Annotated in this window: 26 protein-coding genes, 1 pseudogene and 1 riboswitch; of the genes and pseudogenes, 24 read left to right on the plus strand and 3 right to left on the minus strand. The window is 32.3% G+C overall.

Going from position 1 to position 25,110, the window contains the following annotated elements:
* Positions 1-171 precede the first annotated feature (171 nt).
* The gene (locus tag CLCOS_RS19410; protein WP_063601889.1) at positions 172-1,002 is read right to left on the minus strand and encodes a DUF6385 domain-containing protein; all 831 of its coding nucleotides are present in this window, start codon (positions 1,000-1,002) and stop codon (positions 172-174) included.
* A gap of 309 nt (positions 1,003-1,311) precedes the next feature.
* Between CLCOS_RS19410 and CLCOS_RS19415 the strand changes: the two genes are divergently transcribed.
* The 5 genes from CLCOS_RS19415 to CLCOS_RS19435 all read left to right on the plus strand — a co-directional run bounded on the left by CLCOS_RS19415 (position 1,312) and on the right by CLCOS_RS19435 (position 5,370).
* Positions 1,312-2,094 carry a YdcF family protein gene (locus CLCOS_RS19415; RefSeq protein ID WP_063601890.1) on the plus strand — a complete coding sequence of 261 codons (783 nt, stop codon included), beginning with the start codon at positions 1,312-1,314 and terminating at the stop codon, positions 2,092-2,094.
* 114 nt (positions 2,095-2,208) lie between these two features.
* Positions 2,209-2,646 carry a MarR family winged helix-turn-helix transcriptional regulator gene (locus tag CLCOS_RS19420; RefSeq protein WP_013238931.1) on the plus strand — a complete coding sequence of 146 codons (438 nt, stop codon included), beginning with the start codon at positions 2,209-2,211 and terminating at the stop codon, positions 2,644-2,646.
* A 98-nt stretch (positions 2,647-2,744) separates the two neighbouring features.
* A complete protein-coding gene (locus CLCOS_RS19425; RefSeq protein ID WP_063601891.1) occupies positions 2,745-3,092 on the plus strand; it encodes a 2Fe-2S iron-sulfur cluster-binding protein in 348 nt (115 codons plus the stop codon).
* Between the two features lies 1 nt (position 3,093).
* Positions 3,094-3,561 (plus strand): L-2-amino-thiazoline-4-carboxylic acid hydrolase, encoded by a 468-nt coding sequence (locus CLCOS_RS19430; RefSeq protein WP_063601892.1) that lies wholly within the window; start codon positions 3,094-3,096, stop codon positions 3,559-3,561.
* A gap of 12 nt (positions 3,562-3,573) precedes the next feature.
* Positions 3,574-5,370: an FAD-binding protein gene (locus tag CLCOS_RS19435; protein ID WP_063601893.1), complete on the plus strand. Its 1,797-nt coding sequence runs from the start codon at positions 3,574-3,576 to the stop codon at positions 5,368-5,370.
* A gap of 71 nt (positions 5,371-5,441) precedes the next feature.
* On the opposite strand, the gene pduB is transcribed toward CLCOS_RS19435, so the two are convergent.
* Positions 5,442-6,146, minus strand: a complete 705-nt coding sequence (gene pduB / locus CLCOS_RS19440; RefSeq protein WP_013238927.1) for a propanediol utilization microcompartment protein PduB — start codon at positions 6,144-6,146, stop codon at positions 5,442-5,444.
* 223 nt (positions 6,147-6,369) lie between these two features.
* On the opposite strand from pduB, the gene CLCOS_RS19445 reads away from it, so the two are divergent.
* Complete coding sequence (locus CLCOS_RS19445) at positions 6,370-6,753, plus strand: helix-turn-helix transcriptional regulator (RefSeq protein ID WP_013238926.1); 384 nt, start codon at positions 6,370-6,372, stop codon at positions 6,751-6,753.
* 48 nt (positions 6,754-6,801) lie between these two features.
* Positions 6,802-7,776, plus strand: a complete 975-nt coding sequence (locus CLCOS_RS19450; RefSeq protein ID WP_063601894.1) for a radical SAM protein — start codon at positions 6,802-6,804, stop codon at positions 7,774-7,776.
* Between the two features lie 134 nt (positions 7,777-7,910).
* On the opposite strand, the gene CLCOS_RS19455 is transcribed toward CLCOS_RS19450, so the two are convergent.
* The gene (locus CLCOS_RS19455) at positions 7,911-9,467 is read right to left on the minus strand and encodes a PucR family transcriptional regulator (RefSeq protein WP_063601895.1); all 1,557 of its coding nucleotides are present in this window, start codon (positions 9,465-9,467) and stop codon (positions 7,911-7,913) included.
* Positions 9,468-9,711: 244 nt separating this feature from the next.
* Here CLCOS_RS19455 and CLCOS_RS19460 point away from each other — a divergent pair, with 244 nt between their 5' ends.
* The 17 genes and pseudogenes from CLCOS_RS19460 (at position 9,712) to CLCOS_RS23030 (ending at position 25,078) form a co-directional block, all read left to right on the plus strand.
* Complete coding sequence (locus CLCOS_RS19460) at positions 9,712-10,821, plus strand: uroporphyrinogen decarboxylase family protein (RefSeq protein ID WP_013238923.1); 1,110 nt, start codon at positions 9,712-9,714, stop codon at positions 10,819-10,821.
* Between the two features lie 73 nt (positions 10,822-10,894).
* Positions 10,895-12,079: an MFS transporter gene (locus tag CLCOS_RS19465; RefSeq protein WP_063601896.1), complete on the plus strand. Its 1,185-nt coding sequence runs from the start codon at positions 10,895-10,897 to the stop codon at positions 12,077-12,079.
* A gap of 53 nt (positions 12,080-12,132) precedes the next feature.
* Positions 12,133-13,278, plus strand: coding sequence for a uroporphyrinogen decarboxylase family protein (locus CLCOS_RS19470; RefSeq protein ID WP_063601897.1), 1,146 nt, complete (start codon positions 12,133-12,135; stop codon positions 13,276-13,278).
* Between the two features lie 12 nt (positions 13,279-13,290).
* Positions 13,291-14,652: an MFS transporter gene (locus CLCOS_RS19475; RefSeq protein WP_063601898.1), complete on the plus strand. Its 1,362-nt coding sequence runs from the start codon at positions 13,291-13,293 to the stop codon at positions 14,650-14,652.
* A 651-nt stretch (positions 14,653-15,303) separates the two neighbouring features.
* A pseudogene (locus CLCOS_RS22595) lies at positions 15,304-15,387 on the plus strand (sigma 54-interacting transcriptional regulator); the annotation flags it as partial.
* Positions 15,374-15,646: a hypothetical protein gene (locus CLCOS_RS22600; protein WP_063601900.1), complete on the plus strand. Its 273-nt coding sequence runs from the start codon at positions 15,374-15,376 to the stop codon at positions 15,644-15,646. The pseudogene CLCOS_RS22595 and the gene CLCOS_RS22600, both read left to right, overlap by 14 nt.
* Before the next feature lie 26 nt (positions 15,647-15,672).
* The gene (locus tag CLCOS_RS21650; protein WP_192847926.1) at positions 15,673-15,834 is read left to right on the plus strand and encodes a hypothetical protein; all 162 of its coding nucleotides are present in this window, start codon (positions 15,673-15,675) and stop codon (positions 15,832-15,834) included.
* A gap of 186 nt (positions 15,835-16,020) precedes the next feature.
* Entirely contained in the window at positions 16,021-16,758 is a 738-nt protein-coding gene (locus tag CLCOS_RS19490) for a class I SAM-dependent methyltransferase (protein ID WP_063601901.1), read from the plus strand.
* A gap of 33 nt (positions 16,759-16,791) precedes the next feature.
* Entirely contained in the window at positions 16,792-17,115 is a 324-nt protein-coding gene (locus CLCOS_RS19495; protein ID WP_063601902.1) for a hypothetical protein, read from the plus strand.
* A gap of 76 nt (positions 17,116-17,191) precedes the next feature.
* Positions 17,192-18,130, plus strand: a complete 939-nt coding sequence (gene nikB / locus CLCOS_RS19500) for a nickel ABC transporter permease (protein ID WP_063601903.1) — start codon at positions 17,192-17,194, stop codon at positions 18,128-18,130.
* Between the two features lies 1 nt (position 18,131).
* On the plus strand, positions 18,132-18,956 hold the full coding sequence (nikC, locus tag CLCOS_RS19505) for a nickel transporter permease (protein WP_063601904.1): 825 nt from the start codon (positions 18,132-18,134) through the stop codon (positions 18,954-18,956).
* Between the two features lie 22 nt (positions 18,957-18,978).
* On the plus strand, positions 18,979-20,535 hold the full coding sequence (locus CLCOS_RS19510) for an ABC transporter substrate-binding protein (RefSeq protein ID WP_063601905.1): 1,557 nt from the start codon (positions 18,979-18,981) through the stop codon (positions 20,533-20,535).
* The gene (locus tag CLCOS_RS19515; RefSeq protein ID WP_063601906.1) at positions 20,532-21,380 is read left to right on the plus strand and encodes an ABC transporter ATP-binding protein; all 849 of its coding nucleotides are present in this window, start codon (positions 20,532-20,534) and stop codon (positions 21,378-21,380) included. The genes CLCOS_RS19510 and CLCOS_RS19515 overlap by 4 nt, the downstream gene beginning before the upstream one ends.
* Positions 21,325-22,302 carry an ABC transporter ATP-binding protein gene (locus tag CLCOS_RS19520; protein WP_063601907.1) on the plus strand — a complete coding sequence of 326 codons (978 nt, stop codon included), beginning with the start codon at positions 21,325-21,327 and terminating at the stop codon, positions 22,300-22,302. Before CLCOS_RS19515 ends, CLCOS_RS19520 begins: the two co-directional genes overlap by 56 nt.
* On the plus strand, positions 22,284-23,711 hold the full coding sequence (locus tag CLCOS_RS19525; protein ID WP_242866972.1) for an MATE family efflux transporter: 1,428 nt from the start codon (positions 22,284-22,286) through the stop codon (positions 23,709-23,711). Before CLCOS_RS19520 ends, CLCOS_RS19525 begins: the two co-directional genes overlap by 19 nt.
* Positions 23,712-24,139: 428 nt before the next feature.
* Positions 24,140-24,523, plus strand: a complete 384-nt coding sequence (locus CLCOS_RS19530) for a 4Fe-4S binding protein (protein WP_013238901.1) — start codon at positions 24,140-24,142, stop codon at positions 24,521-24,523.
* 85 nt (positions 24,524-24,608) lie between these two features.
* A riboswitch (cobalamin riboswitch) is annotated at positions 24,609-24,793 on the plus strand.
* A 156-nt stretch (positions 24,794-24,949) separates the two neighbouring features.
* The gene (locus CLCOS_RS23030) at positions 24,950-25,078 is read left to right on the plus strand and encodes a hypothetical protein (RefSeq protein ID WP_275507185.1); all 129 of its coding nucleotides are present in this window, start codon (positions 24,950-24,952) and stop codon (positions 25,076-25,078) included.
* Positions 25,079-25,110: the final 32 nt, after the last annotated feature.

The raw sequence follows: 25,110 nt of genomic DNA on the forward strand, positions 1-25,110 counted from the left end.
GCACATGATTTGCAAAAGTTGCGTTATTTTTTCATTAAAAACAAGCAATAATTAATGGATGTAACATATATGTTAAAGTTTTTCAAATAAAATTATACTGGGAAACATCCTGATAAATTGAAATCAAATTTATCAGGATGTTTCCCAGTATAAATAAATGCCATATAAAAATTATTTAAAAAATTGAAATACAAAGGATACTTTTATATGAGCATTATTTTTACAAAGTAAAAGTAATCTAGAGTATTTACCATAGTACCTTGAAATTAGAACATTTGTAGTATGGGGATTAACTAAAACTTTTGTATCAGTGACCCAGTTCACTAAATTACCACTAACTTGTACTGCTGCAGCAACTGGATAATTACTTTCATTGGTAATGAAAAAAGTACCTTCATTGATGTCTTCAGTATTCACTACTTCAGAAACTGTACTTTTATACAAATCAAAAGTCCAATGATACTCTTTTACTCCCATAAAATGTTTGATTGCTTTAGGCTGCTTATCACAGCAGGTAATTAATAATTTAGGACTTAATTTATCATCTTCCGTGGAATTTGAGCCAAATATAAAAAGTGATTTTTCTTTTTCATTAGAACTTAACATAAATAATTTATTTTTTATAGTATCAAAATTATTATCATAAAATAGATCCATTATATTTATATCAATAGATCCATGAGAATCTTTATTTACTGTATAGGATATTTGAGTTTGTGGACTACTACATTCATTTAATTCACAAATATTTTTGTCCACTTCTGATATATACAGATTAGGACTCAGAGAGAATGTCTTTAACTCTTTTAAATATAATCTCAAAATTATAGAATTAATATGAAAATCCTTTAACCAATTAGAAATATCAAAAAAGATATAACCTTTATAATCTTTATCAGACTCAAGTCCAGTAAAAAGTGTGTTTAGTATAATATTTTTAGGGCTTAAGTTAGTAGCGGAGAAACATTTTGAAGCAGGTATTTCTATAGAGGTATTTTCCATAACATATCACTTCCTTTTTATTGTAAGTAACAGGTGCATAACATAATAATTTAATAGAAGTAATATAAGTTACTATAAACAATTTCAATGCCCATAGTATCAGTATAGAAAGTTTAATTGAAAAGTTGACTTATATTCTAGATATTTTTGCTATTATAACTGCTTTAATATAGTATATAATGGAAATGTGTAAAAATAAAAAATCTAGTGAATGTAATTTTGGAAGGATATGATGGATTACAATTTTAATGATATAGATGGTTCAAAAAACTAGGTTATAAAATATTATGTTTTAGGATGGTGTTTAGGGTGAAAAATTTAAAAAATCACAAGGGTATAGGATACTTTCTAGTTGCCTTTGGAATAATCAACATATTATATTTTATTAGTTGCTTTATAGTATTTAGCAGGTTTGTGAATTTTTCAGAATTTTTTGTTATGTTAGGAATTGCTTGCGTGATCTTAGGAATTTATAAAATAAGGTTTCATGAAAATAATTTTAATGAAGTGGTGAAAAAGTTTTTGACAGTTTTAAAAGTTTTTATATCCATAATTGTTATTTCATTTATTTTTGTTGAAGGATGTATTTTGGTAAGTGCTAATGAAAGTCATAATAAGAAGCCTGATTATATTACGATTTTAGGTGGGGGAATTAGCGGAAGAAATATGCTTCTAGTTCAACTTCAGAGGACTCAAGAAGCACTTAAATATATAAAACAAAATCCAGGTATAAAAGTTATTGCTTCAGGGGGACAGGGACGTGGAGAAGATATATCGGAAGCAGAAGCTATGAGGATATACCTTGTTCAGCATGGAGTAAAGAATGAAGATATAATAAAGGAAGAAAAATCTAAAAATACTTTGGAAAATATGAAATATACTAGAGAGATTTTGAAGAAAATAGATGGTAGGAAAAATATACAGCTGGCTGTTGTTACAAGTAATTTTCATGTTTTTAGAGCTAAGTTTTTGGCTAAAAGATATGGATTTCAAGTTGAAGGTGTTCCTGCACCTGTAAACTATTTGCTTCTGCCTAATTATTGTGTAAGAGAATATTTTGGGGTTGTTAAATCTTTTATTTTTGATAGGTAGAAGATATTAAACAAATTGATCTGAAAAATCATATAATTCTCTTGACAAATTTTATAAGATGTTTTAGTATTATTACATGATATAAATATTACGAAGTAAGGAAGAAAATACACTATGATAAAAGATGAGGATATTAAAATTGTTGATAAAGCTATACATGAACTCGTATATAAAATGATTAACAGCAAATTTTTAAATGATTATTCAGATAAAACAAAAAAAATGTCTATGCTTGATTTTAGAGTTCTAAGAGTAGTATCAGAAAACCCAGGAAAACAGATAAAGGATTTACTTAATATATTGCAAGTTCCTAATAGTACACTTACAAGCGTTATAAATCGTCTTGAAAAGCGTGGAATTGTAAAGAGAGTTATAAGTCCAGAGGATAGACGCTCATTTAATCTTGAAATTACTGATGAAGGCAAAGTTATTCAAGAAGAACATATGAAGTTTGATTATGAAATTGCTAAAAAATATTTGGAAGCAACAGAAAATGATCAGGAAAAAGAATTTCTTATTAAATTTTTAAGGAGATTAGCAAAGTCTTTATAATATAAATTTGTTTGAATTCAAACAAATTTTTTTTGATAAATTATTACGAACTACAAAATATTTATACTTAAAAATTTTTATTAATCGGAGGTATTGAAATGAAAGTAAAAGTATATCGATTTGAACCAACAGTAGAAGAAGGTGAACATTATGACTGTTTTGATGTTCCAGTAATTTTTGAAGAAAAGTGGACTGTAATGAATGTTCTCGATTATATCCAAGAACATTATGACAGCAGTTTGAGCTATTACAAACACAGTGCCTGCGGCCATGGAATTTGTGGAAGATGCACTCTTATGGTTGATGGTACTCCTTCTCTTGCATGCACACATGTAATAGAGAAGGGCGATGAAATTGTCCTTGAGCCTTTAAAAGGAAGAAAAAAAGTAAAAGATTTGGTTACAGTAGGTAGCCATCAGATAAAAAATATAAGAGGAGGTAAATAAAATGAGTAATTTAAAAAGTAGTGAGGAACCAGCAGTTAAATTTGCAAAGCTTATGGCTGAACTGTATTATTTTATGGCACATGAAATGGTTGAAACAATGGGAGAAGAAAATGGAAAAGATGCAATTTCATCTGCAGTTAAGAAGTTTGGTAAGGCAAGGGTAGATGCGATGAAAGCTGAAGCAAAAGAAAAAGGTTTGGATTTAAATAATCCCAGAACCTATGCTGCCGTTAGAGACATGCCTTCAAATGGCTGGAAATATTCAGATAATGATCAATCAGAAATTACTTATTGCCCTATGGGGGACATATGGTCACAATATGGAAAAGCTGGTATGGAATTAGGACATTTATATTGTGAAATAGATCATATTTTGTTTGAGGCTTTTGGTATGAAGCTAGAAAGACCCTATTGTATTGCAAAAGGTGATAAAATTTGTAAATTTAATTTAAAAATGTTACAAAAATAGGAGGCTGTTAAAATGCAAATAGATAAGATAATTGATACTGACATATTAGTTGTTGGAGGTTCTGGAGCAGGATCAATGGCAGCTGTAACAGCTGCAAGAAAAGGAGCAAAAGTACTACTTGCAGTAAAAGGAAAACTTGGGAAAAGCGGAAATGCCATTATGGCAGGGGCAGGATTTTCCATGGATGGAGAAACAGCATATTATAAATATGGAATCAAGGAAGCAGATCCTAAAAATACAAAAGAAAAATTATTTGAACAAATTGTAAAACAGTCTTTTTATCTAAGTGATCAAAATATGGTTGAACAGTTTGTAAGTGATTGTGATGAGTGCTGCTGGGAACTTAAACAGTGGATTGAAAAAGCAGGACACAAGGTTGAATTTTTTGGAGAAGAAGGATATATAAGCTCGGGTAAAGCTGTAGGTGCTGGCTGCCGATATGGAGTTTCAAAAGCAGGTGGTATTGATGTTATAGAAGATTTTATAGCAGTGGATATTTTAATGGAAGATAAAAAAGCTGTAGGTGCAGTGGGTATAAAAGTATATACAGGGGAAATTATTGAAATCAGATCAAAGTCAGTTATTTTAGCTACTGGTGGATATCAGCCTTATTCCTTTAAATGCACTGTTTCTGATATGACTGGCGATGGAATGGCTATGGCGTACCGTGCAGGAGCCAAGCTTGCAGATATGGAATTTTTATTATATATACCAGCAGTTGCCCTTTCACCATCAGTATATAAAGGCTCAATTTATCCTTTCTTGCATTCTAGTATGCTTATGCCTATTGTTAAAAATGGTAAAGGAGAATCAATTTTAGATAATATACCTGAAAATTTACTTAAAATGGCCAAGAAAAGTGAAATGGGAAAGCTTATATTTACGTATTATTATGGAGATCAAATTGCAAGAGGAAAAGGAACTCCAAATGGAGGAGTATATTTTGATTATTCCAATGTACCTTTTGATATTTATGAAAAAGCTTTAAAACAAGCTGAGCCATTAATGAACATATGGTATAGAAAAGGATTCTATCAAGGAAACAACTTGGATACTTTTGTTGAAAATATAAAAAAGGGCATTCCATGGGAAGTAGGTATTGGCTGTGAATACAGTATGGGTGGTATTGAAGTAGACGAAAATATGTACACTGGAGTAGCAGGACTTTATGCAGCTGGTGAGACTACAAGTGGTGTATTTGGAGCTATGAGGGTTGCAGATGGACTTATTGAAATGCTTGTACAAGGCTATAGAGCAGCATTGTCTGCTTGCAAATATATACAAAGTGTAAATGAGCCAAGTATGAAAAATACTAATATTGATAGTATAATTAAAGATATTTTTTCACCTCTTGAAAGAAAAGGAGGAGTTAGTCCTATAAAAATACACAGAAATATAGAAAAAACAGCTGATGCTGGATTCAACTTTAGAAGAAATGAAGAGGGACTTACAAAAGCTTTAGATGAAATTTTAAAAATACACAAATATGACATAAGCGCAATGAGTACTAAAAGTAAAAATAGAGTTTATAACTATGAATGGATAGAATCAGTACAGGTTCTAAATCTTTTAACTTGCACAGAAGCAGGTGTAAGAGCTGCCCTTATGAGAAAAGAAAGTAGGGGTACACACATACGTGATGATTATGAATTTGTAGATAATGATAACTGGCTTTTAAGGATTATGAGTTCGAAAGGTGAAGACGGAACCATGAAATTATCAACCAGAAAGCCTAAAGTAACAACAATGGAACTTCCAGATGGTAAAAATAAGAATATTCCTGATTATATGCTTTCAATGTTAAAGTAAGATAAGACATACTTTTGAGTGAATTTTTACTCAAAAAGTATGTCTTATTAAAAATGAGTATAAAAACTATATTAGATATAAGGTTTTCCCGTAGTAGATACAGGGTTTTGGCCCATTGATCTGGCAATAGACAATCCTACCTTTCTAGCAGCAATTACCGATTGTCTTACAGCACCTGGATCTCCTGTGACAGTTATGATAACTTCGTTTGAATGAGCAGTTCCTTGGCTTGGACTTAAATAACTAACAAGTTCAACATTTGCAGTTTTAAGTGCAGTATCTGCCATTACTACACCAATTCCCGCTGGAGCACCTACAATTATTCCAAAAGCTTTTCCAACAGGGGCGCCAAAACCTTTGTTTAAAGCAAGACTTGCCCTTGCAGTATAGTGCAATTCAATATGACCTGCATCAAATCCATAAACATCTCCGAAATTTCTTTCTGTTTTACTAAGGGCGATTTCTACTGCCCTTCTTACATCAGATACATCTTCTGCTGCAAGTATGATCAAACAACCATGTCCTGCTCCACCTTTTGTATCTCTTGGAAGTTCAACACTCGCAACTTCTGTATTAGTAGCCTTTACTGCTTCGTCAGCAGCCATGATTTGAGAACCTGCTCCTGTCCTGTTGCTTATAATTCCTATTGAATGATGTCTTTTATCTAATCCCATCTTCTCATGCAAAGAACTATCCACATTTGCTATAACAAGACCTAATGTATCTCCATATTTTACTGTTCCCACAAATTCAGTTATTGATGATGGTACACTCATTACATATGTCTCCTTTTGAGGTCGATACTTTCTTGTGCTTTTTTACCTCTGTTAAATTTTTATATGTCGATTTTATAATTTTACTAATTTATTTCTTCAGAGTCAAATTTTTTTAAAATTACTCTATATAAAGTTTAGCTTGTTAAGATAATTTGTATATGAAGTATATAAATAGTATAATTATATTTATTATTAGATGTAATCTAATACAGGAGGTGATCTAATGAACAATTTAAAGCAGTGTCCATGTAAAGGCAGCAATTTGGATAAAATGATTCAGCCTGCTATACTTGCAGCTCTTGTAAAAGAAGAATTACACGGTTATAAGATTATCCAGAGAATTGCACAAACAGCCATGTTCAATGGAAATAAACCTGACCCCACAGGAGTATATCGTCATTTAAAAACTATGGAAAGTAATGGACTCATTATATCAAGTTGGGATACAAATGATTCTGGTCCAGCTAAAAAAATTTTTAAAATTACTGAAGATGGTTATCAATGCTTATGTACCTGGGTTTCAACATTAGAAGACTATAAAAATACAATTGACACATTTCTTAATGAAGTAAAAAGTGTTATTAGTAATGACAAATCAGCCCAATAGAAATATATCATTTCGTATTATTTATTTTAATGATTTGGAGGTATCTATATGACTATAGATAAAATCCTTAATGATGCTAAAAGTGGAAAATTACTTAATAAAGAAGAGGCAATAGCATTGTTAAATGTAAAAAACAATTCCAGTGACTTTTATAAAATTATATCACTTGCAAACGAAATGACACGTTCTGAATTTAATAACAAGGCTTTTATATTTGCTCAAATAGGATTAAACGCAGAACCGTGTCCTGTAAACTGTAAATTTTGTTCCATGGGTAAAAACCATTATACTATGGAAAGTACATGGAGAAAGGACATGAGCTCTATAATATCTGAAACTAAAGCTATTGTTAATGAAGGTATCAATGATCTATTCCTAATGACAACTGCTGATTATCCAATAAATGATTTCTTGAATATAGCAAGAAATGTAAGAAGTATTTTGCCAGATAATATAAGGCTGGTAGCTAATATTGGAGACTTTGACTATGTTACAGCACTTAAATTAAAAGAGGTGGGCTTTACTGGAGCATACCACATTAAACGTTTAAAGGAAGGAATAGACACAGCTATTAAACCTGAAACTAGAATTGAAACGCTCAATTCAATAAAAAAAGCAGGATTGGAATTATACTATTGTGTAGAACCTATTGGTCCAGAGCACAGTTATGAGGAAATAGTTGATGAAATGTTGAGAGCTAGAGATTATAACGTAGGAGTTATGGCTGCCATGAGAAGAATACCAGTTAAAGGTACTCCTTTGTATGAAAAGGGTCAAATTTCATCGGTTGAGCTTTCTAAAATTGCGGCAGTTACAAGAATAGTTACACGACCTCATAGGGCTATGAATGCACATGAGACTATTCAGATGAGTTTAATTTGTGGAGTAAATCAGTTGTATGCTGAAGCAGGTGCTAATCCTCGAGATAGTATATCCAATACTGAAAAAAGCCGTGGATTATCAGTAAAAAATATAAAAAAATTATTTGAAGATGCAGAATATGAAATATCAAGAGATTATTAGGTTTAAATGTGGGAGTATCTATAGATTTGTGTAAATATAGAATAAGCTTTCTATGATTTTATCATAAAAAGCTTATTCTATATTGCATACTTTTTCTCATAGATTCTCACTTGGCAAAATTTTTAAGTTATGGTTTACAATTTAAAATATCCTAGAAATCCTAAAATACGAAAAGAAAGGCTAATATGAAATACGACATTACTGTCTTTTAAATCAATTTCTAAGGCATCCTCAATCTTTTGAAGGCGGTATTTTATAGTATTATAGTGTACATTCATAAAATATGATGTTTTTTGTATATCAAAATTATTTTGAATATAAGTATAAAGACTGAGGGCATAAGATGTCCCATTTTCTTTATCATCATTAATCAATTTTAAAATAGAAGGATCACAAAATTCCTCAAGTTTTTCTTTAAAAGAACAGGCTTCAAATAAATGATAGACGGCATAGTCATTATAAAGATAGAGGTTATCTTTTTTATTTAACTTGTATCCTAGTTTGGCAGCTTTAATTGACTGTATATGAAATTTAAAAATTTCCATTATATTGTGAAAACATCGGCTTACACCTGCAACAACTTGATTATCTGATAATAATTTTATAAAAGCATTATGCAGGTAACTATCTATTATCGGTTCTTTAGGACTTTTTTTAGTAACTAGTGTAACTATATGATCATTATATATAACTGTGTGATAGTGGTGAAAAATGCTGTTTATTAATCCCTTTACATGGCATAATTTCACGGTTAAATCGGAAATATCAGTTTTTACATAAAAACTTAAAATATAGTAAGTAGTATACTGATTAGCGATGAATTGATTTTGTATTTCTTCAATAGAAATTTCTGAAATCATATCTCCTTTTAACAAATGTATCATTAATGTTTCAATAGGAGATTCAGGTATAAAAAAACTGTATTTGCTTTTTTCTACTGCTAGTGCTAGGGTATTGCAAATTATAGGAATAATCATTATATCACTTTTCGTGATTTTTCTGTTATATTCCAATATTTTGAGATAAGCAATTAAAGTGTTATTTAAACGTATTCTTCCAATAATTTGTTTGTGTTTTAAAGTACTAGTATTCCACATAATGTCTGGAGCTATGCTGTTCTGTACTGTCAAGTTTAAATTTTGCTGATTTATGTATTCTAATGGTATATGTCCAGTTGTAATATAATTCTTCCATACGGGCTCATCTATACTATCATCAAAACCTGAATAATTAATTAAATATAAGAATGAATCTGCTAAAAGCACTGGATTTCCAAGAATTTCTGCACAAATATTCAAAATTTGTTGGACATCTCTCTCCTTGTTTAAAGCATCAAACAGTTTTTCAGCACAATTTGTTTTATATTCATTGTGGAAAAATAAGTCCTGGAGTTCGTTAAAGATTTTTGTTTTGCTTATATCTTGATTAATTGCAATGTAATTTACCATAGGATTATCCTTCAAATAGTTAGGTACATCTTTATTAGTAAGAAGTAGCAAATTAACAATTTTGTTAGAAGAAATGTTTGACGGCAGATTAGAGATACTTGCTAAATATATATCTTTTGAGTTTAATGGTAAATCATTGTTATTGAGAAACTTACAGCATCTCACATAGGAGTTGTGTTTAACTCTAAAAGCAGGGTTGTATTTCACTAAGTTATTAACAATTTCACTCATCAGAACTGACATAATTATCTCCCTAATGTAAAGAATTTAATTTAATTATAGTTCATGTGTATAATTTTAACAACACTGTAATTGTAAAAGTTTACAACGATTTGATTATTTTTTCTCAAATTGTAACATTGTAGCAATATCCTGATTTTGGTAGCATTGATATGAAAGGAAACTGAAGTGAGTTTTATGGAATAACTTTCAAGTTTTTTAGTTACTAAGTCTATATTTTTACTAATTTATGTGGGGTGTTATTAGTATGAAAAGTAATAAGGAATTGTATAATGAACATTTGGAAAGGATCAAGAAGAACATTGCAATGCAAAAAACGGACAGAACACCTATTATGCTTCACGCAGGAGCATTTTTACTAAGATATGCAGGTGGAAAGCTGTGCGAATTTGTAACAGACAATGAGGCAGCAGAAGACAAAGTAGTGAATTCATTGAAATCCATAGGGGATATAGATTGTGTCATTACTCCAGTTCGTTTGCCAACAACAAGTGGACTAGCTTACCTTTCAGCTTCAAGGGTACCTGGGCGTGAGCTTAAAGATGATGCACAGTGGCAGATAGATGAAATTGGTAAAATGACTGAAGAAGATTATGATGTCATCATTGATAAAGGTTGGAATTACTTTTTTAAAGACTTCTGCGAAAAAAACCTGAAAAGTTCATGTGATGATATGAAATATTACGGTACTATTGCCGATAAAATTGCAAAAAAATATACAGATGCGGGTTGTGTCATACTAACAACTGCAGTAGCAGGAGGGCCGTTTACTGTTTTTAGTGGAGCACGTACCATACCTAAATTGATGAGGGATATGCATAGGATGCCTGAGAAAGTTGAAGCGGCATTTGATGCATTTATGGTGGATAAGTTAAATGATTTAAGAAAACAAATACGTGAGAAAAAACCGCTTGCTGTATTTGTAGGCGGAGGCCGTGGAGCAGGAGATTTCTTATCTATGAAAGATTTTGACCGCTATATGTGGAAATACATGAAGCAGAATATAGATGTAATTCTTGAGGAAGGATCTAATATTTATTTTCATTTAGATCTGGATTGGAGCCGTTTTCTGGACTATTTCCTTGATGTTCCTAAGGGCAGAGCAATTTTCCATCCTGACAGTTCAACTGATATATTTAAGGCTAAAGAACTTCTTGGCGGACGTATGGCTTTTATGGGAGATGTTGCACCATCACTTCTATCACTAGGAACACCAGATGAAGTATACGATTACAGTAAAAAACTTGTAGATGAATTTTCATCACAGGGATTCTTTATGGCTGCAGGCTGCTGTGTACCTCCTAATTCAAAACCTGAAAACGTTAAAGCAATGATTGCAGCTGCAATGGGTAAGTAAGAATAGAAAGCACTTTATATAACAGGAGTTTGATAATTTTTAAAATTATTATACAGAAAAGGAGCAAAAAAATATGAGTGAAAAAAAATACGGTTTAACAGTAAAAATTGCTGTGTTAACTTTGGCAGCCATGTTATATACAACAAGTATGACCACACCGGCACTTGGTGAAATAGCAAAGGCGTTTCCTAATGTAAGCGCCACTGAAGTTAAACAGATTTCCACTATACCGTCTTTGATGATGATTATATTTTCCTTGGTACCTGGACAACTCGAGCGATTTATGTCCAAAAAGGCGGTAATATATTTATCGTTTATTCTAATGTTTATTGGAATCCTGCCTGCTTTCTTTGGAGGTATGACTTTAATATTATTTACCAGGGTTTTATTTGGTGCTGGACATGGAATGTTATTTCCTTATGCTGCATCTATGATAGCTTATTTATTTGAAGGCGAAGAAAGAGATGCACTAATGGGATATAAGACATCTGTGGGGGCTGTTTCTGGTATAATATTTCAAGTAGTTGGCGGTATTTTAGCTGTGTACAGTTGGAGATATGCTTTTCTCGGATTTTTGCTTATGATACCATCATATTTAATGGTAATGTTCATGCTTCCAGAGCCTGAAAAAAAATCCACTCAAGCTGAAACATCGGTTTCAAAAGGAAAGGCGACTGTCAATACTTATATAATTGCATTATTAAATATGATATTAAATATTATGACATTCTCCTTTATGACAAATGTATCTATAGTTATGGTATCAGATAAGATAGGAAATGCTGCTCAAGCTGGTTTTGTGCTTACGCTATTTACTGTTGGTTCTTTTATTGCATCTATGATGTATGGCAGAATTATAACAAAAATATTTAAGAAATTCACTATTGTTCTTGGAGTTGGATTCTTAGGTTTATCATTTCTTTTACTAGTAAATGTAAACACATATTCACTGTTTTGTGTGGCAGGCGTTATTTATGGACTTGGTTTTGGAACCTTTAATCCGGAAATTGTTCTTAAAGTTATCAAAAGTTCATCAGCACCTGCAGCAATTTCAACAGGTATTCTTTTTGCACTTCAGGGTTTTGGACAATTTTTATCTCCCTTTGTGCTAACAGCTGTTACCAGAATGTTTGGAATTACTGGCCCAAAGGCAGCATGGCATATTGCTTCAGTAGGTGTTTTAGGTATTGCTGTAATTCTTTGTCTAGTATTAGTTTTTACAAAAACGGAGGAAAGATCATTTGCTGAAAAAAGGTAATAAATATAACTATTTTAAAATAAATTTATATTTAAATTTGGGGGTGTAATAAAATGACTCCACAAGAAATGACTGAAATATGTAACAAAAGAATGATGGCTGCACTGAATATGGAAAAGCCAGATAGAATTCCAATATTGTTTTCTGGACACTGCTATTATAATTTTATAGATCCAACAATGGTTATGGCTGATTTCTGGAGAAGACCCAAGTTGGTAGATGAAAATCTTATAAAGGCTGCAGAGCTTCCTATACTGAAAGAAATAGATTCACCACCAATGGTTTCCCTTGGAATGCCAGCGGAAACTAAACATCAAAGTTTCGCAGCTAAGTGGTTTGCAAAAATGAAAGTACCTGGCCGTGAATTGCCTGAAAATGCACTCTGGCAAATTAGTGAACAGGGACCGATGACTGAAGAAGACTATGATACTATCATAAATAAAGGCTGGAATTATTTAAAACAGGAACTATTAAAAAGAATTGGATTTGATCCTGATGTACTGCCAAAATCAGATATGGATTATGCCAAGGAGCTTCAAGTAAAAGTAGCAGCTCTTGGTAAACAAAACATTGGCAGGGCAGGGGGAATGTTACCTTTCCCACCTTTTGAAGTGTTAAGTGGTGCGCGTAAATTGCCTAAGTTTTTTAGAGATTTGTATCGTATTCCAGATAGAGTAAGAGCTGCTTTAGATGTTGTAGAGGATGAATGTGTAGAAGAATCAGCTAAATTGATAGATGCCATACCTGGTGCATATGGTTTCATTGGCGGAACTCGTGCTGGTTGTGACTTTATATCATCAAAAGTTTTTGAAAAATTCTACTTTTCATATTACAGAAAGTTGGTACCTATGATGCATAAAAAAAATGTAAAAGCCTGGCTGCATATGGATGGCAATTGGGAACTGTTTCTACACTATTTTACAGAATTTCCTAAGGCTTCATGTGTATGGGATCCTGACCATATAACCGACATTCGAAAAATTAAAGAAATACTTGGAGATAAAATGTGTATCACAGGCAACGTACCTCCGGCACTTACATCTGTTGGTACACCTGAAGACTGTTACAATTATGCCAGGGATCTTGTAGAATTATTTAAAGATGATGGTGGTTTTATTATGAATTCAGGCTGCAGTGTTCCACCAAATGCAAAACGCGAGAACGTAGAAGCTGTTGTATTAGCAACATTAGGCAAATAGAGAGGTTATATTATGAAAAAAAAGAAATCTGTTTATACTGTCAAATCTTTACGTTATGGTGTAACCAATGGTTTTTCAACAATGATGACAATGGTAACTACTACTTACTGGGCAATATTTTTAACTTCTGCAGTTGGGGTTGAAACAGCAATAATGGCAACAATTTTAACTTTTAGCAGTATTGTTGATATGATTTCAATACCTATATGCGGTATAGTACTGCAAAAGGGCAAGTTAAAGGGCGGAAAATTCCGTCCGTGGTTAATTATTGGCGGTGTACTTGCTGCTTTATTCCGCTGGTTAAGCTTCACAGATTTAGGTCTTACTGCATCAGGTAGGGCAATATGGTTTGCTGGTACTTACATTCTTGGATATGTATTTTTCAATTTGGCTTACTCGGCCTTTATGGGTATATTACCTCTTATGGCTAAGACTCCTGATGAGAGAGTTTCATATTCAGCTTGTCGTGTAATGTGCAATTCAGCTGGAAAATTTTTATTTAGTTTAACTAGTGTTGGATTGATAGCATTTTTTGGGAGAAATAGTGAGTCCACAGGTTATTCCATGTTTGCATTATTACTAAGTGTCATGGCTTTTTTAGGCTTTTTTCAGCTGTTCTTTGCGGCAAAAGAGTATGATGTTATTACCCCATTAGAAGATAAATCTGGAAAAGTTAAAGATCAATATGATGCATCAATATGGGAAATGATAAAATATACAATTTCAAAGCCTTTCCTTCTTTATCTTCTTGGTGCATCATGTAAAGGTACAATTTACTTCATTATTACAGGACTTGCGGCATATTATTATACGTATGTAACTGGTAGTAAATTAATGCTTACTACATTTCTATCTTTAAGCACATTTCTAATGATTTTTGGTTCCTTCATTACACCTTTTATAAGTAGACTAGCAAAAGGTTCACGTAATATGTACATTTTGGGTATGGGGATATATGGATTGTGCCTTGGATCCGCATACTTCTTTGGCAAAACAGCTGTATCTTTTACAGTTCTTATGTGCCTTGGATATATAGGCTATTCATTTTCACATGCAAGTGAATCAGCTTTATACTCAAATATTGTAGACTATACTAAGTGGAAAACTGGCAAGGATTTGAAGCCTTTCATGATGACATTGTTTTCACTTGTACCAAAGATAGGTACAACTGTAGGGAGTGCTGTTCTTGGTTTTGGACTTGTTGCGGTTGGTTTTCAAAAAAGTAATGTAACACCTCATGCAGTTAATGGAATTAGATTATTAATGAGTGGTATACCTGCTGTCCTGTCAGTTATATGTATTATAGCACTGTTGTTATTTCCTCTTACAGATAAGAAGGTTATAGAGATGCAGGCTGATATGGTAAAGAAGTAATATTTCTGATAGCCAGTATAGTATTGTATGATATATAATTATCAATGAATCTTACTTAGTGGGAGTTCGGTTTCTCCCACTAAGTTTAGATGAATTATCTAGGGGCGTAGATACTGTTAGCTCCCACTTTGATAGAAGTGGGAGTGTTACAGTAGGTAGCCATCAGATAAAAATACTTCAGCACAGTGGATTAGATGTGATGAAGTATTTTTAATTAGAAATAGTGTTTAAAAAGTTTTAGGGTTATTAAAATGCTTTTCAAACATAATAATACTAGTTCCTTTAACTTATTATCAAAATTTTAAATACTGGAAGGGGAGTTCATAAATTGGAAGACACAGACTTTTTAGAAGATGTAAATAACATGTGCAGAATTGATATGGACAGTATACTAGAATACGATATATCATCTTTTGTGCTTCAGGCTATATTTGATTGCTGTTATGATGGCCTCATAATTACGGATGAAAATCTTTTAATAAAAAAAGTAAACATAACAAACGTTAAGATATTGGGAGTCAAAGAAGAAATATTATATACAAATTATTTAAATGATATATTAAAGGATGATTTATTGAAAACTGTAGTGCTTACAGGTGAAAGTAAACAAGCCCAGGACTGCAGCTTTTGTATAAATAGTAATAAGATAAATTTGGATATGAAAAGGGTGCCTTTACAGGCGCATCAAAAGGAGGAAATCCGGGGAAATTTGAATTAGCAGATGGAGGCACAGTATTTTGTAAGCCAGCTTAATGCTAAAAATCCGTGTGATCCCAAGTATATAAATCCATCCTACATAGAAAAGTTGAAGATGCATAATTTTGAGGGAAATACAAGAGAACTTAGAAACGTGGTGGAAAGGTCGTATTATCTCTGTGAGGAAGCTATGATAACTTCAAAGTATCTTATGGACAACAGCGTTAAGGTTGAAGTACCAATAAATAATGATTCTCAAAAGCAAATATGGTATAGACTTGAATTTGTACAGCAGTAAATCTGAAAAACAAAATTAAATATAACTTGGGAATTAACATATGCAGCAAAATTCTTGTCATGTACAGGGGAAGTATAGTTGAAGTGATAGACAATACAAATAAAAATTACAAAATAAAACATCCTTATACCAAAAGCTTATTGAATTCAGTTCCTATAGATAATCCAAACAAGAGAAATATAATTTAGGTTACAAGTAAGTACTAGAATAGTTTCATAATGATAAAAATCTCAAAGTGATACAAAAAAGGTATCGCTTTGAGATTTTTTTTGCTTAAATTGCGAAAAATAGGGCTAATATGTTTGGCATAAAATTTGCTATATAACTAAATATATACATAAAAATGAAAATTTTATATACAAGGAGGGGATCAAATGGAAAAAATTGAAAGCTATTGGAACAATCGGGCAAATACATATAGTGAAATGATAAGTGAAGATATAAACAGTTTTAAAAGGGAAGCCTGGAGTAAAATAATTAAAAGTAAGGCGGGAGATAATGTAAAGGCATTAGACATAGGTACAGGACCTGGTTTTTTTGCAATAATCATGTCACAAATGGGATATGACGTAACTGCTGTGGATTGTTCTACAAATATGCTTGAGGAAGCTAAATCCAATGCACAGTTGGCAGGAGTAAAGGTTAAATTTATGAAAGGCGATGTGGAAAATTTAGACTTACCTATAGAAAGTTTTGATTTAATAGTGAATAGAAATGTTACATGGACTTTAAAGGAACCTGTAAAGGCTTACAAAAGTTGGTTTAGTCTTTTGAAAAAAAACGGGAAATTACTTATATTTGATGCAAATTGGTATTTAAGGCTGGCAAAACCTGAACTTGAAGAAGAATATACAAAGGATATGAAATTGGCTGTTGATATGGGTTATGATTGTAAAACCAACGAGAAACAGAGATCAAAGTGTAAGGATATTGCAAAGGATCTTCCACTGACGTATGAACTGCGTCCTGAATGGGATAAAAGGGTATTGGATCAATGTGGATTTGAAAAAGTAATTATTGAAGATGATATTTCAGATAAAATATATACAGAAGAAGAGAAAGCAGCTTATAGAACAGCACCTATGTTTAGTATATGTGCTTGTAAGTATTAACCAATAAAAGGCTGAAAGGGGGTGAATACATTTATGATTTTTAATGGAGAACATGAATATAAATACCATCATATTGAGAATCACAGCGGTGATAAATGTGAACACAGCGGTGATCATGCTGCTGCAGGTGAAGGATTAAAAGATTGCAGTTCAGATTTAGATAAGGAAGAAAAAACTTTAAAGATATTGCTGGATCATTGGGTTGAACATAACAGATCTCATGAAGAGGAATTTAAAAACTGGGCTGAAAAGTCAAAAGCAATGGACAAAGAAAAAACAGCTGAATTTATACAAAAAGCTGTGGAATTTATGGAAAAGTCTAATGAAATGCTCATAGAGGCTAAAAAAAGTATGTAATATGCTAATGACCTGCAAATAATTATTTTGCAGGCCATTGCTGTGAGGCATTTTCAAGAAAGGGTGAAAAAATAATTTGCGAAAATACATAATGAAAAGGTTATTACATTTAGTACCTGTTTTATTTGGAATTACTTTTTTAACATTTGCACTTACATATTTTTCTCCAGGTGATCCAGCACTGTTGATGCTTAGTGCAACAGGTGTAACCCCTTCTCCAGAACTTGTACAAAAAGTTAGAGAAGAATTAGGATTAAATAATCCTTTTTTATTTCAATACTTACATTGGTTAGGTGGTGTATTTGTAGGAAATTTTGGCACTTCATATAAATACAGCAGGCCTGTGTTAGATTTAATAGTAGCAACTTTGCCAGCTACTTTTAAGCTTGCAGGTGCATCAATTGTTATGATGATGTTTATAGCACTTCCTCTGGGGATTATGTCAGCATTACATAAAAATAAAGTATTAGATTATATAATTAGAATTATATCTTTTTTTGGAATATCTATGCCAGGATTTTGGGTTGGATTATTACTTATGTATATATTTTCAATTAAATTTAAACTTTTACCGGTTGTGGGTGATACAGGATGGAAAAGTATTATATTGCCTGCGGTTACTTTGACAATTGCAATGGCATCAAAATATACAAGGCAGCTTAGGGCGGCTATACTAGAAGAAATATCCAAGGATTACGTAATTGGAGCTAAAGCTAGAGGGGTTAAAGATAGAGCAATACTATTTGGGCACGTTTTAAAAAGTTCATTATTATCAATTGTAACTTTACTAGGGTTATCTCTAGGATCTTTACTTGGAGGAACAGCTATAGTTGAGACTATTTTTTCCTGGCCTGGAGTTGGAAAGTTAGCTGTAGAAGCTATATTTAACAGAGATTATCCAGTAATACAAGGATATGTTGTATGGATGACGGTTATATATGTACTAATTAATATGATTGTAGACATTTCATATTATTTTTTAGATCCAAGGATCCGTTTGGAAAAGAGGGCTTAACATGGAAAACCTTACAGTGTTTATAAAAAGAAATAAGTTGTTTATATTTCTATGTATGTTAGCGGTAATTTTAATTTCAATAAGTTTATCTGCGAACTACATAGCTCCTCATGATCCTTTTAAAACAAATATGACCAATGCACTTCAAGGTAGAAGCAGTAAGTTTCCATTAGGTACAGATAACCTTGGAAGATGTCTGCTTTCAAGATTGTTATATGGAGCATCCACTTCTCTAAAAATGACTTTTTGTCTAGTTATAATAATATTTATAGTTGGAACAGCATTGGGAACAATAGCCGCATATTTTGGGGGTATAGTTGACACAATTATAATGAGATTTTCTGATATTTTTCTTGCTTTTCCAGGTATTATTTTTGCTATAGCTATTGCAGGAGTGCTTGGACCTAGTTCGATGAATGTTGTTATAGCTTTAGTTGTAGTGAATTGGGTTAAATATGCAAGAGTAAGTCGAAGCTTAGTAATGTCTGTAAGAAAAAAGGAGTACATTAAAGGAGCTAAAATGGGAGGAGCTAAAGAATATCAAATAATTTTAAAATATATATTACCTAATATAATACCATCGCTTATTGTAATAGCTACTATGGACATAGGAACTATGATGCTTGAAATATCATCTCTTTCATTTTTAGGTCTTGGGGCTCAGCCGCCGACTCCTGAATGGGGATACATGCTTAATGAAGGCAGAAATTACATGCAGACTTCACCAGGACTTATGATATATCCAGGTGCTGCAATATTTATGACTGTAATGATATTTAATTTACTGGGAGACAGTATAAGGGATATATTAGATCCTAATAAATGAATATTAAAAGGAGAGAACACAAATGAAATTTAATTTAAAAAGAAAATTAGCATTAATATTTACATCAGTGTTATTATGTACAAGCTTTTCAGCCTGTACAGGTGGAAACTCTGCTGACAAAGGCAGCAGTGACAAGCAAAAAAGCATTATATTTGGGACAAACCAGTTTCCAAGTAATTTGGACCCAGCTTCTGAATGGAACGGTTGGTTTGTTTCTATGTTTGGCGCAGGAGAAACCTTAGTAAAGCTTAATAAGAATATGCAAATAGAGCCCTTACTTTCTGATTCCTGGAAAAGAGTAGATGACTTAACCTGGAAATTTCACATTAGAAAAGAAGTTAAATTTGATAATGGCAAACCAGTTACTGCTCAGGCTGTAAAAGCATCTCTTGAAAGAACATTGAAAATGAATCCAAGAACAAAAGAAATATTACTTATTGATTCTATGACTGCAGATGGACAAGATATAACTATAAAAACTAAAATTTCAAGTGAAGCATTCTTATCAAATATGGCAGATTCTTCAGCAATAATAGTAGATGCCAGTGCTCCAGCAGATACCTTTGCTAAAGCACCAGTATGCACAGGCCCTTTTAAGGTTAAATCATATACTCCAAATTCAAATGTAGTAGTAGAAAAAAATAAAGATTATTGGGGAGATAAAGCTAAGGTAGATAAAGCAACTTTTAAGTATATTAAAGATGATAATACTCGTGCAATGGCGCTTCAATCAGGAGAAATCGATGTAGCACAAAACATTCCAAGTAATAATATGTCATTATTTAAAGATAAATCTAAATACAATATAGATAAAATAACTAGTTTAAGAATAATAATGTCTTATGAAAATTTAAATAATGAGTTCTTAAAAGATCCAGCAGTACGTAAAGCTATTTCCTTAGCAGTTGATAAAGATACTTATGCTAAAACACTTCTTAAAAATAGTGCTGTGCCTGCAATTGAACCTTTTCCAGAATCCTTGCCTTATGGGAATAAGAACCTTACAGGATATAAGCATGATAAAGCAGCAGCAGCTAAGCTTTTAAGCGATGCAGGATATAAAGATACAGATGGTGATGGCATACTGGAGAAAGATGGTAAGAAAGTAGAACTGAATTTAGCCTTTTATACAACTCGTTCAGAGCTTCCGATAATTGCACAAGCAATGCAGGCGAATCTTAAAGAAATTGGTATAGGAACTAAGTTACAATCTTATGAGGTTATTGATCCAGCACTAAAAAGCGGAAATTTTGATTTGGGTTTGTACAGTGTAAATACTGCAACTTCAGGAGATCCACAGTTCTTCTTGGAACTATATTTTAAAACCAATGGGAATGCAAACTATGGGAAATATAGTAATGCAGAGGTAGACTCTCTTATTGATAAGCTTAAAACTGAAAAAGATACTAAAGAAAGAGGCAATATTGCTACAAAAGTACAGCAGAAATTGTTGGAAGATAACTCTAATTTATTTCTTGTTACTCCAATGCTTAATTTAGTTAGTAAAAATACTGTTAGTGGAGTAACAATGTATCCTGTTGATTATTATTTATTAGATAATAAGGTGAGCATAAAATGATGAGCGAAGAGATTTTAAGGATAAATAATTTATCAATAAAATACGGTATGCAAGAACCTGTTGTAAAAAATATAAGCATGTCAATTGCAAGTAAGGAGATAGTAGGAATAGTTGGTGAAAGCGGCAGTGGAAAATCAACACTTATGCGTGCCGTACTAGGTATCTTGCCTAAAGGAGCTGCTATTTCTTCAGGAAATATAATTTATAAGGATAAAGATATTCTTAAGTATTCTAAGAAAGAATGGCAAGAAATACGTGGTAATAAAATGGCTATTGTTTTTCAGGATGCAGGAGGATCATTAACTCCTATTAAAAAGGTTGGTAATCAATTTATTGAAAGCATAAGAAGTCATTTTAATATTTCAAAAGCTGATGCATATGACAAAGCAGTTAATATGCTTGGAAAAATGAGACTTCCTGATACAAAACGTATAATGAATTCTTATCCTTTTGAACTTAGTGGAGGTATGAAGCAAAGGGTAGGTATAGCCATAGCTATGACTATGGAACCAGAAATATTATTGGCAGATGAGCCGACCAGTGCTCTTGATGTAACGGTACAAGCACAGGCGGTCAGGCAGATGATGGAGCTTAGAGACAATTTCAATACAAGCATAATAATAGTTACACATAATATGGGAGTAGCATCTTATATGTGCGATAAAATAGGAGTAATGCAAAGTGGTGAATTAGTTGAGTGGGGAGATAAGGATGAGGTGATAAACAATCCAAAGTGTGAGTACACTGTAAAACTTTTATCAGCAATACCTGAATTGGAGGAATGTAATCTTGCTTCAAGAGAAAGAACCAATATTGACAATAAAGAATGTTGTAAAGCAATTTGATTTGCAGGATGGAAAAAAGTTAACTGCAGTTGATAATGTAAGTTTAGAACTATATTCAGGAGAATGCTTGGGGATAGTTGGAGAAAGTGGCTGTGGTAAAAGCACTTTAGCAAATGTAATTACCAATTTGGAAACCTTGACTTCAGGAGAGATTATTTATAATAAGAGAGATATTTCAAAGTTGAAGTGGGAAGAACTTAGACAAAATCGAAGAAAACTCCAGATGATATTTCAAGATCCTTCTGAATCCTTCAATCCCCGTATGAGGATTGGACAAATTATAAGTGAGCCACTTTTAAATTTTAAACTTATGAATAAAGCTGATGCGGAATTGAAGACAAAGAAACTTCTTCAAATGGTGGGGATAAGTGATGAACTTATGAACAGATATCCCCATCAGTTAAGTGGAGGACAAAAGCAAAGAGTTGCAATAGCAAGAGCTCTATCTTTGTCACCCGAGATTATAATATGTGATGAAGCTACTTCTGCTTTAGATGTTTCAGTGCAGGAACAGGTGCTTAAACTTCTTATAAATTTGAAAAAAGAAAAGGGACTATCATACATTTTTATATGTCATGACTTAGCAGTGGTTAGAAATATCAGTGATAGAATTATCGTAATGTATCTTGGACGTATTGTTGAAACAATTGACAGTGATAGACTTACTACTGCTGCAGTTCATCCATATACAAAGGCACTTTTGGCATCAGTATTTTCTGTTAAGGAAAGAGAAAATACTGAAATAGAAATAATAAAAGGTGAGCCGCCAAGTCCTTCTGATATACAGCCAGGCTGCAGTTTTAATTCCAGATGTACAAAATGCAAAGATATATGCTTTAAGGAAAAACCTGAATTAAAAGAAATAGAAAAGGGTCATTTAGTGGCCTGTCATTTATATAATGAATGGAAACAGTTACAATGAATAATTTGAAAAAGAGTATTAATTTAATAGAAGGCATTATATGGAAACAGATACTATTTTTTACATTGCCGCTTTTGGGATCCAACTTGATTCAACAATTATATAATACAGTTGATTTGATTTTTGTTGGGAATTGTCTTGGCAAAGAAGCTACAGCAGCAGTTGGAGCTAGTTCCTTGATAGTTATCTGCCTGGTAGGATTTTTTACAGGTATGTCAGTAGGAGCAAGTGTTGTTATTGCTAATATTGTTGGATCAGGGAAAAAAGAAAAATTAAAATATGCAATACATACGGCAATAGGATTGAGTTTTCTCGGAGGAATAGTGCTTTTCATTATTGGCTATATAGGTGCACCATATTTTTTAAAGTGGATGAATGTTCCAGGGGAAATACTGAAATCAGCTGTTTCCTATATAAGAATTTATTTTTTAAGCCTCATTTCGATTATTACCTATAATATGGGATCCGGTATTATACGAGCTATGGGTAATTCCAAAACACCAATGTATATACAACTTTTTGGTGGGATTGTTCATGTATTAATGGATGCATTGTTTATATCTATTTTTCAAAATGGTGTTAATGGGGTTGCATGGGCAACGCTTTTATCACAGACTGTAACTGCTGTATTGATATTATATTATTTGACACATTTAGAGGGCGAATATAGATTACAATTTAGAAAAATACGAATACATAAAGAAATACTGTTACCTATTCTTAAAATTGGAATACCGTCCGGGCTTCAAAGTACTGTAATAACATTGTCCAATGTTTTTGCACAATATTATATTAATAGCCTTGGGGTAAATGCAATTGTTGCATTTACTGCATATTTTAAAGTAGAATTACCCGTTTATCTTCCAATTGTAGCTTTTGGACAAGCAATTACAACGTTTTCCGGGCAGAATGTGGGTGCAGGAAATATTGAAAGGGTAAAAAAGGGAGCCAAGGTATGTATACTAATGGGAATAGGTGTAACCATAGTATCAAGTACACTATTGTTGATATTTGGACACCAAGCTTTTGAAATATTTAATCATGATAGTGTGGTAATTGATTATGGAATTCGAATAATAAGTACTTCATTTCCCTTCTATTGGGTTTATGTTGTTTTGGAAGTATTGGGTGATACAATAAGAGGTGCAGGAAAAGCGACTCCACCAATGGCGATTATATTATCTAATATATGCATACTTAGAATTATATTGCTTTTTACTATAATGCATTTCTATCATGATGTCCGGGGAGTAGCAATTACATATCCCATAACCTGGGCAACAACAGCACTTTGTATGGCTTTCTATTATCTAAAAGGTAATTGGGCAAAGAAGTTAGGCACTTCCCCCACTTTAGTAGAAGATGGGGGTGTTAGCAATGGTAGCGATCGGATAAAAATATTTAAATAGATAAATCTATCAGTATCAAAATAAAACTAAATTAAAGTAATTTATCAATATGGTACGAGAAGAATATTCAAAATGATAAAATTTATAATTTTAAGCAGGAATATTGCAAGCTGAAGAATTGGCATGCAAATTGCTTTATAAAATAGTATAGTTTTGAAATAAATTTAATTATTTAAACCCTAAACTCTAAAATAAAAAGTACTTAAGAGCAGTCCCTCCTGCACTTAAGTACCTTTTACCTTATTTTAACAATTTTGTTGTACATTTATTTTATTCGATGACTATCTGTTCTAATACCCACACATTCTGTTTATATAAACCAAAATAATAGGCATAAAATTTGCGGTATTGATATATACCTTGTATATTTGTATAATTAAGGTATATGTACAAAGTATATATAAATAATGTTTAAAGGGGAATGTATTATGAAAAAATTAGTTGTTAAAGATAAGTCTTTATGTATGTCTTGTTTAAGTTGTGAAATGGCTTGTTCTGAGGCATTTTACAAAACCTATGGCAATTCTTGTATTAAGATTGATGAAGGAAAAGATGGATGTGTAGATTTAAAAGTGTGCAATCAATGCGGAGTGTGTGCTAAAAAATGTCCTGAAGAGGCCATTAAACAAAATGCTAAGGGAATATATATGATAGATAAAAAAGCTTGTACTGGCTGCGGTACATGTGTAGAAGCCTGTCCAAAAGGTATTATTGTAAAAGTAGAAGACAAGCCTAATCCAAGTAAGTGTATGGCATGTGGTATATGTGTTAAAGCTTGTCCTATGGGAGTACTTGAAATTCAAGAAGATTAAAATGTTTAATAATGGATTTATTGAGAAAATAATGTTGAATTTTTAAAAATTTTTGCTTCAAATTTAACATAAAGGTAATAAAAATTTAATACTTTTACTATTAGGTGCTGTCAAATTGATAGTTAAAAGGGAAAGTGTAAAAAACACTGCAGCCCACCGTTACTGTATGGAGGATGAAACCCTAGTTAGGTCACTGGATTTTTATATCTGGGAAGACAGGGGAGTAAGATGAATCTGAGCCAGGAAACCTGCCTGATATGTCGGTGATGCTTTCGGAGGGGAAGATAATGCTATGTTTATTGAAAAAGTAAACGGTTATATTAACATGAGAGAACAGAAATGCTTTCTGGTTATTAACTATTATGGGAAATTATGTTATATAGAGATCTTCGAAGGGAGAAGGTCTCTTTTTATTTGCAGAGATTTATGGACAATCAAGTAAGTCATCAGATTTGTTCTAAAAACCTTGAAATTTCAAAGCTGTTCAACATACTTCGCAAAGAGAATCTTGAAAGAATTGTGAGTAATGAACTTTCACCAAAGATAGCGTCATAAATTCAAAAGTAGGTTCACAAATTCAAGGAAAA

It is taken from the genome of Clostridium coskatii (genome assembly GCF_001675205.1).
Classification (GTDB): domain Bacteria; phylum Bacillota; class Clostridia; order Clostridiales; family Clostridiaceae; genus Clostridium_B; species Clostridium_B ljungdahlii.

Coding starts and splice junctions, on each gene's coding strand:
- CLCOS_RS19465 (WP_063601896.1), top strand. CDS start 10,895: ATGAGTGAAAAAAAATACGGTTTAACAGTAAAAATTGCTGTGTTAACT.
- CLCOS_RS19475 (WP_063601898.1), top strand. CDS start 13,291: ATGAAAAAAAAGAAATCTGTTTATACTGTCAAATCTTTACGTTATGGT.
- nikC (WP_063601904.1), top strand. CDS start 18,132: ATGGAAAACCTTACAGTGTTTATAAAAAGAAATAAGTTGTTTATATTT.
- CLCOS_RS19435 (WP_063601893.1), top strand. CDS start 3,574: ATGCAAATAGATAAGATAATTGATACTGACATATTAGTTGTTGGAGGT.
- CLCOS_RS19430 (WP_063601892.1), top strand. CDS start 3,094: ATGAGTAATTTAAAAAGTAGTGAGGAACCAGCAGTTAAATTTGCAAAG.
- CLCOS_RS23030 (WP_275507185.1), top strand. CDS start 24,950: ATGGACAATCAAGTAAGTCATCAGATTTGTTCTAAAAACCTTGAAATT.
- CLCOS_RS19530 (WP_013238901.1), top strand. CDS start 24,140: ATGAAAAAATTAGTTGTTAAAGATAAGTCTTTATGTATGTCTTGTTTA.
- CLCOS_RS19410 (WP_063601889.1), bottom strand. CDS start 1,002: ATGGAAAATACCTCTATAGAAATACCTGCTTCAAAATGTTTCTCCGCT.
- CLCOS_RS19445 (WP_013238926.1), top strand. CDS start 6,370: ATGAACAATTTAAAGCAGTGTCCATGTAAAGGCAGCAATTTGGATAAA.
- CLCOS_RS19425 (WP_063601891.1), top strand. CDS start 2,745: ATGAAAGTAAAAGTATATCGATTTGAACCAACAGTAGAAGAAGGTGAA.
- CLCOS_RS19420 (WP_013238931.1), top strand. CDS start 2,209: ATGATAAAAGATGAGGATATTAAAATTGTTGATAAAGCTATACATGAA.
- CLCOS_RS19515 (WP_063601906.1), top strand. CDS start 20,532: ATGATGAGCGAAGAGATTTTAAGGATAAATAATTTATCAATAAAATAC.
- CLCOS_RS19510 (WP_063601905.1), top strand. CDS start 18,979: ATGAAATTTAATTTAAAAAGAAAATTAGCATTAATATTTACATCAGTG.
- CLCOS_RS19470 (WP_063601897.1), top strand. CDS start 12,133: ATGACTCCACAAGAAATGACTGAAATATGTAACAAAAGAATGATGGCT.
- pduB (WP_013238927.1), bottom strand. CDS start 6,146: ATGAGTGTACCATCATCAATAACTGAATTTGTGGGAACAGTAAAATAT.
- CLCOS_RS19460 (WP_013238923.1), top strand. CDS start 9,712: ATGAAAAGTAATAAGGAATTGTATAATGAACATTTGGAAAGGATCAAG.
- CLCOS_RS19450 (WP_063601894.1), top strand. CDS start 6,802: ATGACTATAGATAAAATCCTTAATGATGCTAAAAGTGGAAAATTACTT.
- CLCOS_RS22600 (WP_063601900.1), top strand. CDS start 15,374: ATGGAGGCACAGTATTTTGTAAGCCAGCTTAATGCTAAAAATCCGTGT.
- CLCOS_RS19490 (WP_063601901.1), top strand. CDS start 16,021: ATGGAAAAAATTGAAAGCTATTGGAACAATCGGGCAAATACATATAGT.
- CLCOS_RS19455 (WP_063601895.1), bottom strand. CDS start 9,467: ATGTCAGTTCTGATGAGTGAAATTGTTAATAACTTAGTGAAATACAAC.
- CLCOS_RS19495 (WP_063601902.1), top strand. CDS start 16,792: ATGATTTTTAATGGAGAACATGAATATAAATACCATCATATTGAGAAT.
- CLCOS_RS19525 (WP_242866972.1), top strand. CDS start 22,284: ATGGAAACAGTTACAATGAATAATTTGAAAAAGAGTATTAATTTAATA.